Annotated in this window: 10 protein-coding genes; 6 read left to right on the top strand and 4 right to left on the bottom strand. The window is 68.6% G+C overall.

What is annotated here, in order from left to right; translation table 11 throughout:
* Positions 1-339: 339 nt before the first annotated feature.
* On the bottom strand, positions 340-2013 hold the full coding sequence (locus Amac_RS56380) for a PH domain-containing protein (RefSeq protein ID WP_246268669.1): 1674 nt from the start codon (positions 2011-2013) through the stop codon (positions 340-342).
* 108 nt (positions 2014-2121) lie between these two features.
* Here Amac_RS56380 and Amac_RS24980 point away from each other — a divergent pair, with 108 nt between their 5' ends.
* Positions 2122-2421 (top strand): hypothetical protein, encoded by a 300-nt coding sequence (locus Amac_RS24980; protein ID WP_155356820.1) that lies wholly within the window; start codon positions 2122-2124, stop codon positions 2419-2421.
* A 29-nt stretch (positions 2422-2450) separates the two neighbouring features.
* On the opposite strand, the gene Amac_RS24975 is transcribed toward Amac_RS24980, so the two are convergent.
* Both Amac_RS24975 and Amac_RS24970 read right to left on the bottom strand, forming a co-directional pair.
* Positions 2451-3014: a PH domain-containing protein gene (locus Amac_RS24975; protein WP_246268667.1), complete on the bottom strand. Its 564-nt coding sequence runs from the start codon at positions 3012-3014 to the stop codon at positions 2451-2453.
* Positions 3015-3353: 339 nt separating this feature from the next.
* Positions 3354-3659 carry a hypothetical protein gene (locus Amac_RS24970; RefSeq protein WP_155356819.1) on the bottom strand — a complete coding sequence of 102 codons (306 nt, stop codon included), beginning with the start codon at positions 3657-3659 and terminating at the stop codon, positions 3354-3356.
* Positions 3660-5276: 1617 nt separating this feature from the next.
* Between Amac_RS24970 and Amac_RS24965 the strand changes: the two genes are divergently transcribed.
* The 4 genes from Amac_RS24965 to Amac_RS24950 all read left to right on the top strand — a co-directional run bounded on the left by Amac_RS24965 (position 5277) and on the right by Amac_RS24950 (position 10026).
* A complete protein-coding gene (locus Amac_RS24965; protein ID WP_246268664.1) occupies positions 5277-5834 on the top strand; it encodes a YbhB/YbcL family Raf kinase inhibitor-like protein in 558 nt (185 codons plus the stop codon).
* A 183-nt stretch (positions 5835-6017) separates the two neighbouring features.
* Positions 6018-7556 (top strand): hypothetical protein, encoded by a 1539-nt coding sequence (locus Amac_RS24960; RefSeq protein WP_155356817.1) that lies wholly within the window; start codon positions 6018-6020, stop codon positions 7554-7556.
* Positions 7557-7667: 111 nt separating this feature from the next.
* Complete coding sequence (locus tag Amac_RS24955) at positions 7668-9806, top strand: SulP family inorganic anion transporter (RefSeq protein ID WP_246268663.1); 2139 nt, start codon at positions 7668-7670, stop codon at positions 9804-9806.
* A gap of 16 nt (positions 9807-9822) precedes the next feature.
* On the top strand, positions 9823-10026 hold the full coding sequence (locus Amac_RS24950) for a hypothetical protein (protein WP_155356815.1): 204 nt from the start codon (positions 9823-9825) through the stop codon (positions 10024-10026).
* A 4-nt stretch (positions 10027-10030) separates the two neighbouring features.
* On the opposite strand, the gene Amac_RS24945 is transcribed toward Amac_RS24950, so the two are convergent.
* Positions 10031-11050 (bottom strand): SDR family NAD(P)-dependent oxidoreductase, encoded by a 1020-nt coding sequence (locus Amac_RS24945; protein ID WP_218041263.1) that lies wholly within the window; start codon positions 11048-11050, stop codon positions 10031-10033.
* A 337-nt stretch (positions 11051-11387) separates the two neighbouring features.
* On the opposite strand from Amac_RS24945, the gene Amac_RS24940 reads away from it, so the two are divergent.
* Positions 11388-12401: an NAD-dependent epimerase/dehydratase family protein gene (locus tag Amac_RS24940; RefSeq protein WP_155356813.1), complete on the top strand. Its 1014-nt coding sequence runs from the start codon at positions 11388-11390 to the stop codon at positions 12399-12401.
* The last annotated feature ends 190 nt before the right edge of the window (positions 12402-12591 follow it).

Genomic DNA, 12591 nt, shown 5'->3' with positions numbered 1-12591 from the left:
CCCCAGTCCCCCCCAAACCGGCCCCCCCACGCCGCAAGTCCCGCGGCCGCCGCGCCTCAGTCCCCAGCTGGGACGAAATCATGTTCGGCGCCCGCAAACCCGACTAATCCCCCAGACCGACCAGCCCGCCCGCCTGGCGCAAGCCCCTGCCGGGCTGCCGCCGCCACTCTTGGCGCCGGTGCGGCGAGAACCACCACCAGCGCAAACGGCGCCGGATAAGGGCGAGCAACCCAAGCGACCCGTTCGTCGGATTGGGTCCTCGTAGGCCCGATCGTGTTGGCCCGATCGTGTTGGCCAGATCGCTGAGGCCTGATCGGTGGGGCGTGGTCGCCGGGATCGTTAGGGTCGGGCGATGAACTGGTTCAGCCATTCGGGGGTGACCTCGGCGGCGAACTCCACGCCTTGGCGTTCGCCGGTGTCGAGGGCGGAGTAGCCGCCTTTGCCTGCGCCGACGCCCGCGATCACGGTCAGCAGCCTGGATGAACGCTGGAACCACGTCTGTTTGAATGTCCATCCGACTATGGCCCGGCGTTCGACGATTGCCTGTGTCCGGCGGAGCGAGCCTGACCGGACCGAAAGGCGAGCGCCGTCGTATGCGTGACCGAGCGATCGGTACCGGTCGAGGCCGAGCGGAATCCCCAGGAGCGCGAGCACCAAGGCGATCACCACGACGACACCCCAGCCGAGCACTCCCGCGACTGCGACGACCACCAGCCACGGGAAGATGGCGCGGAACAGGCGACGCCTGCGGGCCTGCGGTGGATGCGGGCGCAGTGGCATACCAGCCGAGCTGGCCTGGCCAGCCGAATCGACCTGGCCGGAGGGAACCTGGCCGGAGGGAACCTGGCCGGAGGGAACCTGGCCGGAGGGAGCTTCGTGCTCGGACGGATGGACCTGACCAAACTGGTCGGAAGGGTGGACGTGGCCGATCTGGCCAGGCGTGCTGGCCTGGCTGGGTGGGGTGGTGGCGCTGGAGGGGCCGAATGGGCCGATTGCTTCGGCGGCGATGGCTAGGGCGGCGGATTTGGGGGTGACGGGGAGGAGTTGGCCTCGGGTTTGGGAGTCGCCTAGGCCGGTTACCACTGCCCAGACTCTGACCAGCTTGGCGGCGCGTTCCGGTGGGCTTTCTGCCAGTTCGTAGCCGCGGATTCTGCGGCGTTCCAGGGAGACCGCACGACGGTTGATCAGGCCGCGTTCGGCGACCAGGTAGCCGTCGCGTGATTTGAGGGTGAAGTCCCAGTTGAAGATCGCATACATGACGCCGCCGACGAAGGGCATGGCCAGCACGAGGACGGCCACGGCGACGATCAGGTATTGCGGGCGGTCCCACAGCCATTCGCCGACTGCCCAGGCGTCCTTACCGCTGATACCGAACTCGTCGCCCCACTGGAAGAGCAGGCCGATCGCACCTGCGACCAGGGCGAACGGTGTCAGCAGGTAGGCGCCGGACAGCGGGCCGTACCTGAGCCAGGACCGGGGAACCCGGATGTAGTAGTGCTCCTTGCCATGGCCGGGAGCCGCGGACGTCGTCCCGGTGGACGTATCGGTGGCATTGGCGGAGCTTTCGGACGAGGCGACGGCTGGGATGACTCGGCGCGCCAGCAGGACAGCGCGCAGCCGTTCGGCCTCTTCGACGGTTACCCCGTTGAGCTCGCCTTCCTGCTTGTCGCCTCCGGCTCCGGTATCGAGCTTGAGCACGGCCAGGCCAAGCAGCCGATGCAGCGGCGGCGTGCTGACATCCACTCCGCGAATCCGCTCCAACGGAATGGTACGAACAGAACGACTGACGAACGCCCTGGTCAGCTCCAGCCGATCCCCCACGATCGTGTACGTGAACGTGGCCCACCTGATGACCGCGAACACGATCGACCCCGCCACACCCATGGCCGCGAACACGAACGAACGCGGCGAAAACCCACCCGCGACCAGCACCCCACCCAGCGGCAACAGCAGCGACGGCAACATCCGCACCGGATCGATCAGCAACACCTTCGGACTAAGCCGCACCGCCACCGGCGCAACCCCAGCCTGCTGCCCAGGAACCCCAGCATCCGGCGCCGCCCTGAACGGCGAATCGTCACCTCGGACCGCATTGTCGGGTGCCACGTCACTCTCAGCCACATGAACTCCGGCCCCGTCGCCCTGGTCCGCGTCTCCCTGGTCCGCGTCGCTTCGGCCCGCCTCGATCGAGGGATGATCGCCTCGGGCCACGTCACCTCGGGGAGTTTTAACCGGAGAATCGTCACCTCGGACCGCATTGTCGGGTGCCACGTCACTCTCAGCCACATGAACTCCGGCCCCGTCGCCCTGGTCCGCGTCTCCCTGGTCCGCGTCGCTTTGACCCGCCTCGATCAGGGGATGGTCGCCTCGGACCGCGTCGCCTTTTGGCCCGTTGGTTGCGGGCGCGTTGGGTGGGGGTGAATGGGTGGGGTTGTCTGGTTCTGGGGACGTCATGTGGCGTCGTCTCTGAGTTGCTGGGCTTGGTGGGAGAGGTCTTCGGCCAGGCGGGCGGCGACCTCGTAGTCGAGGCCCTTGATGGTGGAGGAGCCAGCGTAGGACGCCGTTCTGATCTCTACGGTGGCCAGGCCGAGGAGGCGTTCGAACCAGCCTTGGGCTTTGTCGACGGTTTGGATGCGGCCTACGGGGACGAACACCCATTCCCTGCTCAACCAGCCGGAACGCGCGTAGACGACATCGTCGGAGAGTTCCCAGCGGTGCACGGCGAAGCGTAGGGGTGGCTCGATGATTACTGGGGGGAGCAGGACCAGGGCGGTGGCCAGGGGGACCAGCCAGGGGCGGGCGGTGAGCCAGTCGGGTAGCCAGGTCCAGCTGCCGACCCAGAGCGACAGCAGAGCCGCGCCGCCGACCATGATGATGAAGCCGGTGATCCCTTCGATGAACCACAGCGTGATGGCGCGTCGCGACACCTGATGGGCGGGTGCCCGGAGCGCGTCACGCGACACCGGGCGCGCTGTCGGCGGCGACGGGGGAAGCGGGCCTGCGGGATCACTCACGACTCCACCCTAAGTCGTGTCAGCGCTCTCTTGACCGCCCAGCGGTTCCCCCTGCAAGGGGCCGACGGCCGGACAGCCTGATGGGACTGATCGACCTTGAACGCCTCTCCCGAAGCGTGATCAAACCAGCCCACCAGGTTCGTTCTTCTCGTTCAGGTCTTGGTCAGCCCGATCGGCTCACTGGCTCCAGATGCCGGAAGCGAACCGCAGATGACGGAACCACTAGGAGCCCGGCTAGGAACCCGGCCGCTAGGAACCCGGCAGCCCAGGCTCACCAGTCTGGCCGAGTTGGCCGGGGAGTTGGCCGAGCTGACCGGGAGGCCCGGCAGGACCTGACTGTCAGTTCTCGTTGCCCTTGCCGCTCTCCTTGCCCTTGCCGCCTCTGCCGTCATGCCCACCCTTGCCGCCCTTGCCACCTTTGCCGTCATGCCCGCCCTTGCGGTGCTCACCGTCAAAGCCGGCCATGTTGCCCCAATCATCGTGGCTGCCCAGGCCGCCTCTGTCGTCATGCCCGACATTGCCGCCCTTGCCACCCCCGCCGTCATGCCCGACCTTGCCACCCCCGCCGTCATCCCCGACATTGCCGCCCTTGCCACCCCCGCCGTCATGCCCGACCTTGCCGCGCCTGTCGTTATGGCTGGCCATGTGGCGCCTATCGTCGTCGCTACCCAGGCTGGCCTTGTCGTCATATCTGCGCCTACCGTCATATCTGCCCCTGACGTCATCGCTGGGCTTGGCGTCAACGCTGCCCCTGCCGTCATCGCTGGGCTTGCCGGGGAAGCTACGGGGGCCAGATGGGCCGGGCTTGCTGTCCTTGACAGGTTTGCCGGGCGGGCCGGGGTGGCCGGGCTTGCCATCGTGGCCGGGCTTGCCGGGAGGCCCGGGCGGGCCAGGCTTGCTGGGCTTGGTGTTATGGACAGATTGGCCGATCTGGCCAGGTCTGCCGAACTGGCCGGGCCTACTGATCTGACCAGGTCTGCTGGTCTGACCAGGTCTGCTGATCTGGCCGGGCCTGCTCTGGCCGGGCCTGCTGGTCTGACCGGGTCTGCTGGTCTGGCCAGGGTGGCCGAGCGCAGGCCTGTGGGGGAGGTTGTGGAAGTTGCGCTGGCCTTGTGCTCCGGGCAGGTTCTGGAAGTTGCGCTGGTCTTGTGGTTCGGGGAGGCTCTGCGGTTCTTGAGGTCCACGTGGGTTATGTGGGCGGGGTGGGCGTTGTAGGCCGGTGTCGTGGTCGCCCCGGGTTCTCTGTGGGGCGTTGGAGCGGGTGCAGTCGCCATGGTGCTGGCAGGGGCATCCGCCGCTGTCAGCGTGACGGGGCCGATGGCGGTCCCGTTCGCGGTACCAGTACCGGTCGCGATAGTGATCTCGGTCCCAGTTGCTGGAGGTGAGTGAGGTCGCGTTGGCCGCGGGGTCCGCGGATGCCATCGCGCTGGTCTGGATCTGGCCGGCCAACGCCACGCCCGCAACGGTCATGACGGCGGCACATCTCAGGAGACGAGCGCCGATAAACAGGTCCTTAACAGACCCGGTCCCACAATATCTCAACTAAATCCCTTACTGTGAGAATCCTTCTCCGCTGAGAGCAGAGCGCTGCGAAACGGAAATACCCACGGCCCTTGGACAAAGTCACGTTCGACGTATCAGCTTTGGCAAATAAATGGCACACTAAAGAAAACTCCGTCCGCTTTGACGGAAATTTCGGCCTTTGTTGTTGCGCGCTCGCAGGGCCTCGGAACGCCGTCCGTGTAGGGGTTGCCGAGCGCGTGCTTGAAAAGGAGCCTTCTCCCAGCGTGCGCCGAGCGTTGAGTGTTCCGGCCGGGCGCAAGCCGTACCAGAATCGAAAGGGTTCGATCGGATCGGGAATCGACGGAAGTCTGACGAAAAGTGGAAACAATAGTCAGCTATCCAGCACCGGACGAGCCTCAACCCGCCGAGCCCGCCGCCATGTGGTGACATGTCGCCTAGTCGTACCTCTTCCTCAATAAATCGGGAAAAGGTGACGTTCTTCGTGTCGTAGCCCCACAGCGGGCGGTGGCGTCGCAGCCGCGATCATCCGGGAAGCACCCCTTTGGGGCGTCCGTTCGGGCATCCGTCGGGCATCCGTCGGGTGCCTGTCGCGTACCTGTGGATCCGCTGTCGGATCGGGTATGGCGCGGTCTCCGCCCAGGTCCAGCACTCGATCAGCCCGATTCGGTGCGTTCTTCGCGCGACGGATCATCGCGATCGGGTCAGCGCACCATCCGGTTCCGCGTAGCATCATCCGGCATGGGGTCGCCTTCCAAACCAGCACGCGCCCGTGCCGCCGTCTTACCGATGGTGGCCGTCGCCGTGTGGGCGGGAACCTCGGGCTGCGGGATCGTGGGCGGTGGTTCGCCCGCGGACCTCGACGTCATCAGCGTGTCGAGCCCGCAGTTCCGGGACGGCGACCCGCTGCCGCACGGCTACTCCTGCCGGGGCGGGATCGGCAATCCGCCGCTCCGCTGGTCGGGGACGTCGGGCGCCAAGTCGGTGGCCCTGGTGGTCGACGACACCAACGATTCGGGCGATGGGGCGGAGGTGCACTGGATCGTGTACAACATCGATCCGGAAACCACCGAGCTCGGGGAGAACACCGTGCCCCGAGGATCACGGCAAGGTGCGACAACTAGCGGCAAAGTCGGATATGTGCCCCCTTGCCGGGCCGAGGACAGCTACCGTTTCACTGTCTATGCCCTCGACGCGAAACTGGATCTTCCGGTGGGTGCCCCCCTCTCGGAGAGTCTGGAACGCATCGCGGCGCACACCATCGCACGTGGACGGCTCACAGCGACCAACATCCAGTGACATGCTGAACACCGGAGGTAATAGTGCCCAACCAATCTTCGCCTAGGGTGTGACAACGGTCATTGTGGTCAAGCAGAATCGGTTCCAATTGCTGAGCGCAGGTGAACGAAGGGGGCAGGTCGCGTCGATGGCCGCGCGATCTCACCGGCGCCGCTGGAAGGCCATGGCCTTGAGGGTGGTGCTATGACTGCGGTCATTTTGGGCCTCGTCGCCGTCGTGCTATTGGTGCTGGTAGTGGTGGCACTGGGCATGCGGTCGATGAACCGCAGGGAGAGCGCGCTCTCTTCCGAGCGGATCAAGGCGATGGCCGAAGGGACGGGACCGAAGAGCCGTCGGCCTGCCGAGGAGACGTTCTTCGAGAGCTTCCCTGAGGGTTTCGACGCCTTCGAGGAACCGGCCAAACGGACCGCCACCAAAACGACCGGTGCGCCTCCCCGTCCTGCTGCCCGCCCCGGCGGCCGCCAGGCCGCGCGCCCGGCGCAGCGGGGTGGCAAGCCTGGCGGCAAGCCCGCGGGCAAGCAGCCCGCCACCGCCGCCACCGCTCCGCGCGGTAAACGCGGGGTGGACGAGTGGGGCGCGGACGACGACTACGACGACGACTACTGGAGCCGGGTGCGCGCCGACGACGGCGCCTTCGGCGGAACGATCAAACAGCGGATGGCGACCCCGCGCCCGCTGGAGGCCGAGGCCGGCATCGGCGTCGACCCCAACGCGTCCACCGTGCAGGCTCCGCTCCCGCAGCGGCCCGCCGCCGGCGCGGTGCCCGGCATCGCCGCGGCCGTGCCGTCCCCCGGCCTCGCCGACCTGGTGGAACCGCTGCGCGCCACCCCCTCCTCGGCCATCGCCGAGGAGAAGACCATGACCTTCTCCGCTCCCACCCCCGAGCCGCTGAGCTCCTACACCGGCTCGCCCACCGGCCCGCTGGCCACGCCGGAGCCGATGCGCTCCACCGGCCCCTTCTCCGCGACCGGCCCGTTCGAGGCCACGCCCGCGACCGGGCCCTTCCTGTCCGGGCCTTCCACGGGTTCCTTCGAGTCCTCCAGGGTCGCCGCGTACGAGCCGCCCCGGACCAGTGGATCGTTCGACGCCGTCTCGCCCGCCACGGGATCGTTCCCCGCGACTGGCTCCTTCGAGGTTCCCCGTGGCGCCTTCGAGGCGCCCCGCGCGCCCAGTGGCTCGTTCCCGACGGTCGAGCCCACCTACCAGGAGCCGCCGTCGGCCTGGTCCCAGCCCACCTACCCGCCCACTCCGGTCCCTGCCACTCCGCCGCCCACCCCTCCGGGTTCCTGGACCGGTGTGCGGGACGTGCTGGACGACCCGGAGCCGCCGCGCCGCGACGATTCGTGGTCCACGTCGGGCAACTACCAGCTGCCGTCCACGCCGTACGACAACGGCTACGGTTACCAGCCGGAACCGCCGCCCCCGTCCTACTCCTCGTACGAGGTGAGCGCGGGCTGGGCGACCATCGACGACTCCGACGCGGTGACCGGGGCCAACCAGGCGCCGCCGGCCGGCTCGCCATACGACACGGTGAGCTACGACACCCCGTCCGGCCAGGACCGGAGCTACGACTACGAAGCCGGTTACCCGGCGCAGAACCCGGCCGGTGGCTGGCCGTCGTACGACGAGCTTTACGGCAGCCCCGAATCGACCACGCAGAGCGGATCCCGGCGCGGCAACCACCGTGGCCCTGAGCCCGACTATCCCGACTATTACCGCTGATTTTCCTCGCTCTTTCTCGGTCCTCGGCCGAGTGTGCCGTACAGTCGCGGCATGACCGGGGGCAACACAACAGTCACACAGGGTAGTTACAGGCGAGACAAGCTCACGTCGGTGCTGCGGCATGACCTGCCGGCGTCGCTGGTCGTCTTCCTGGTCGCGGTGCCGCTTTCGCTGGGCATCTCGGTGGCGTCCGGAGCGCCGCTGGCCGCCGGTCTGGTGGCCGCGGTGGTGGGCGGCATCGTGGCGGGCGCGCTGGGCGGTTCGGTCGTGCAGGTGAGCGGCCCGGCCGCCGGTCTCTCGCTGGTGGTGGCGGAGCTCGTGCAGGTGTACGGCTGGCGCGCCACCTGCATGATCACGCTGATGGCGGGGGTGCTGCAGCTGCTGCTCGGGATGTTCCGGGTGGCCAGGGCGGCCCTCGCGGTGTCCCCCGCCGTAGTGCACGGCATGCTGGCCGGGGTCGGCATCGTGATCGCTCTGGCCCAGCTGCACATCGTGCTCGGCGGGCAGCCGCAGCGCTCGGCGCTGGAGAACCTGCTCGAACTGCCGGAGCAGATCATCAACAACCACGCGCACGGCGTGGCAGCCGGGGTGCTCACCATCGTCGTGCTGCTGGTCTGGACGCGGCTGCCGAAGCTCAAGGTGGTGCCCGCGCCGCTGGCCGCGCTGGTCATCGCCTCGCTGACGGCGGTGGCGCTCGGGTGGGACATCACCAAGGTGGACCTGACCGGCGGGTTCGGGTCCGCCGCCGGGCCGCTGTGGCCGAAGGGCGACTGGCACGCGATCGTGGGGGCGGTGGTGCTGGTGGCCGTGCTCGCGGGGGTGGAGTCGCTGCTCACCTGCGTGGCCGCCGACCGCATGCACGACGGGCCGCGCGCCGACCTGGACCGGGAGCTGACCGCCCAGGGCGCGGCCAACCTGATCTCGGGCACGCTGGGCGGGCTGCCCATCTCCGGCGTGGTGGTGCGGACCACCACCAACGTCCGGGCCGGGGCGCGCAGCCGCTGGTCGGCGGTGCTGCACGGGATGTGGGTGCTGCTGGCGACGCTCGCGTTCGCCTCGATCATCGGGCTGATCCCGCTGGAGGCGCTGGCCGCGCTGCTGCTGTTCATCGGCGTCAAGATGGTGAACCTGGGCAACGCCAAGGACCTGAGCGGGCACGGCGAGATGCCGATCTACTTCGTGACCATGGGCGCGGTGGTGGTGATCGGGCTGGCCGAGGGCATCGTGATCGGCCTCGGGCTGGCCGCGATCATCGCGCTGCGGCGGCTGACCTGGGTGTCGGTGGAGGTGCAGCAGCACGCCGGGCGGTGGCGGATCGCGGTGACCGGGTCGCTCACCTTTCTCGGCGTGCCCCGGCTCTCCGAGGCGCTGCGGACCATCCCGACGGGCGCGCCGGTGGATCTGGATCTGCACGTGGACTTCATGGATCACGCCGCGTTCGAGACCCTGCACGCGTGGCGGCTCGAACACGAGCGTACGGGCGGCACGGTCGACATCGACGAGCTGCACGACGACTGGTATTCGGCGGCGGCCAACGGCACCCGGGTGTATCCGGCCAAGTCGCCGCCGCAGCTGGATCGGTGGTACCTGCCATGGGCGTACCGGCGAGGGGCCGCGGATCCGGTCAGCGAGGATCTGCTCACCGGGACGCGCGAATACCATCGGCGGACCGCGCCGCTGGTGCAGCCGCTGCTGACCCGGCTGGCGCGCAAGCAGACGCCGTCCCACCTGTTCATCACCTGCGCCGACTCGCGCATCGTGCCCTCGCTGATCACCGCGAGCGGGCCGGGGGATCTGTTCACCGTGCGGAACATCGGCAATCTCGTCCCCCGGTACGGCTCGGCGCCGCTGGACGATTCGGTGGCGGCGGCGGTGGAGTACGCGGTGAAGGTGCTCGGGGTGCGGACGATCACGGTGTGCGGGCATTCGGGGTGCGGGGCGATGGTGGCCCTGCTCGGGGAGGCGCCGGAGTTGCCGTCGGTGCAGCGGTGGCTGCGGCATGGGCGGCAGTCGCTGGCGCGGTTCGTGGCGGAGTCGCCCGGGGAGGAGATCGGGCCGCTGGATCGGTTGTGCCGGACGAATGTGCTGCAGCAGCTGGATAACCTGCGGACTTATCCGATGGTGGAGGGGTTGGAGCGGGCGGGGGAGCTGGAGCTGACCGCGATGTACTTCGACATCGGGACGGCGCGGGTGCACGCGCTCTCCGAGGAGGAGCCGTTGAGCCCCGTCCCGGAGCTACGCACCGGATGATCGGTAGCATCCTGCAATGGCGAATGAACGGTATTACGGCGGCGATAGCTCTGCTTTCATCACGGCGCTGGTGGCGTTGCAGCGTGCCCAGGGTGTGCCGCTCGACCAGGCATACCAGTTCGCCGAGAGCACTTACCGGGAGACGACGTCCAGAAAAGGCGGGAACTCCTTCGGCAACGACGAGCTACTGGAGTTCTTGAGGTTGTTCGAGCAACGCTGAGATGTCAGCCGGGTGTGGGGATTCCCGTGGGCATTCGCATGGCGCCGCCGCCGAGTGGGCCGCCGCCGACCAGGACGGTTGAGCCGGCCATGTAGCCGAACTCGTCGGTGGCCAGGGAGACGACGGCTCTGGCGATCTCCTCGGGGGTGGCCATGCGCTGGAGTGCCGAGACGTTGAGGGGTCCCCACGCGCGTTTGAATCCCTCCCAGACGGTGTCCGGAATGCCCGGCGGGCGTGCCAGGGCGGTGTCGGTCGTTCCTGGTGCGATCGCGTTGACGCGGATGCCCTTCGGGCCGTAGTCCATGGCGGCGGCGTCGACGATGCCTTTGATCGCCTGCTTGCTGGCGGTGTAGGCGGTGCCGCCGGGGCGCCGTGATTCGGACGCGGTGCAGATGATGACGCCGTGTCCTGCTCTGAGCATGTGTGGCGCCTCGTATTTGATGGCGAGGAACACGCCGCGCGCGTTGGTGTTCTGCACGTCGTTCCAGGTGTCGAGGGACAGCTCGTGCAGTGGGCCTGTCCTGGTGATGCCGGCGTTGTTGAACGCGACGTCCAGGCCGCCGAAGGCGGTGACGGTGCCGTCGACGAATCGCTGGAGTTGGTCGGGTTCGCGGACGTCGGCGCGTACATAGCGGACTGTGCCGCCGGCGGCGCGGATCTCGCGCGCCACCCGCTCGCCGTACTCGACGCGGCGGCCGCAGAAGCTCACTTTCGCGCCCTCGGCCGCGAACGCCTTGGCGGCGGCCTCGCCGATGCCGGAGGTGGCTCCGGTGATCAGCACGACCTTGCCGGTGAAGCGGCCGCGCGGGGCTGCCGCCGGTGCGGGGCTCGTGGGCGGGGAGGCGAACCACGGCGGGACGACCACGGCCCCCGCGAGACCGGCGGCTCCGGCCGCGGCGGCGGCAAGCCCGAGCACCACCCGGCGCCCCGGCCGCCGCGGGGGGTCCTGCTTCGGCGCCTCCGGGTCGAGGCTCTGCCCCTCGTCTGGCCGACCGGGCGTCGGCTCCTTGTCTTCGGCGATCACTCGTTCCGTCCTTCCTCGAAGGTGTACGGCCCGGAGAAACTCGCAGCGGTGGATTTCACCACGACCTCCCCGCTGCTGCACGGCGGCGACCTCTATGCCGTGTCCTCGCGGGCCCTGTCGTGACAAGCCTCGCCGCGTCGCGAATCGCCCGCCTCCTGCCACGGGGCGAGGTAACCGGCCTGTGAGGCGATGGCCGCTCATACTCGGGAAGGATGTGAGTGCCGAGGCGACGAATCGGCTCTGGCCGCATTTGGTGCATCGATGGCGTTGCCGCTGATCATGTCCGCTGATCGTGAACCCCAACGACATGTCCGGAAATAACGCGAAAGATGGTTGCATGAGAATTTTGGTGATCGGTGGGTCGGTGTTTCTTGGCAGGGCGATCGTCGAGGAGGCGTTGCGGCGTGGACACGACGTGACGACTTTCAACCGCGGCGTGAGCCGTCCCGACCTGCCGGGCGTGACCGCTGTGCACGGTGACCGCGAGGTCCCCGCCGACCTGGACCGCCTCGCCGAATCCGGCACCTGGGACCGCGTCATCGACGTGTGCGGCTTCACCCCGAGCGTCGTCCTCGACGGAGTACGGCGGCTGAACGGCCGCGCCCCCCATTACACGTTCATCTCCAGCATCTCCGCATACCCGGAATGGCCCGGCGTCTCCGGCGTGGACGAGAGCTCCCCCCGCCACGACTGCCTGCCCGACGCCACCACCGGCGAATACGGCGTGCTGAAGGCGGGCTGCGAACGCGCGGTCGAAGAGTATTTCGACGGCGGCGCGCTCATCATCAACCCCGGCCTGATCCTCGGCCCGCACGAGAATGTCGGCCGCCTCCCCTGGTGGCTCACCCGCATCCAGCGCGGCGGACGCGTCCTGGCCCCCGGCGACCCCGCCCTCCCCATGCAGGTCATCGACGCCAGGGACATCGCCGCCTTCACCCTCGACCAGGCCGAACTCGCCACCACCGGCCGCTACTTCACCAGCGGTGTCCCCGGCAACACCACCTTCGGCGACTGGCTGAACCTCTGCGTCGAAGCCACCGCCTCCGACGCCGAACTCGTCTGGGTAGACGACCAGTTCCTCCTCGACCACGACGTCCAGCAATGGAGCGAACTCCCCCTCTGGTACGCCGCCAGCCCCGACGCCACCGGCGTCTGGACCCCATCCTCCGCAAAAGCCGCCGCCGCAGGCCTCACCTGCCGCCCCGTCCGCGAAACCGTCCAGGACACCTGGGCTTGGCTCCGCGACATCCCCATCCCGGACCGCAGCTTCGGCGCCCGCATCCTGAGCCACGGCATCGACCCCGACAAGGAGGCCAGCATCCTGGCCGAATGGGATAACCGCCCACGCTGACACCGAACTTCCGCATAGCCGGATAGCCGCCCTTGGGACACTCACCCTGTCCGCCATCTCTCCGTTCCAGGGCGGGCGAAGCCCAAGGGTGCGGTGTTCCAGGTCGGGCCGAAGCCCGAGGAGCACAATTCGTGCGGGTCGGGCGGGCGAGCCCAAGGGCACGCTCTCGAGGGTCGGGGCGAAGCCCAAG

It is taken from the genome of Acrocarpospora macrocephala (genome assembly GCF_009687865.1).
Classification (GTDB): Bacteria; Actinomycetota; Actinomycetes; order Streptosporangiales; family Streptosporangiaceae; genus Acrocarpospora; species Acrocarpospora macrocephala.
This window is presented reverse-complemented; position numbering and strand designations above follow the sequence as displayed.

Coding starts and splice junctions, on each gene's coding strand:
- Amac_RS24950 (WP_155356815.1), top strand. CDS start 9,823: ATGGCGAATGAACGGTATTACGGCGGCGATAGCTCTGCTTTCATCACG.
- Amac_RS24980 (WP_155356820.1), top strand. CDS start 2,122: ATGAACTCCGGCCCCGTCGCCCTGGTCCGCGTCTCCCTGGTCCGCGTC.
- Amac_RS24970 (WP_155356819.1), bottom strand. CDS start 3,659: ATGGCCAGCCATAACGACAGGCGCGGCAAGGTCGGGCATGACGGCGGG.
- Amac_RS24960 (WP_155356817.1), top strand. CDS start 6,018: ATGACTGCGGTCATTTTGGGCCTCGTCGCCGTCGTGCTATTGGTGCTG.
- Amac_RS24965 (WP_246268664.1), top strand. CDS start 5,277: ATGGGGTCGCCTTCCAAACCAGCACGCGCCCGTGCCGCCGTCTTACCG.
- Amac_RS24940 (WP_155356813.1), top strand. CDS start 11,388: ATGAGAATTTTGGTGATCGGTGGGTCGGTGTTTCTTGGCAGGGCGATC.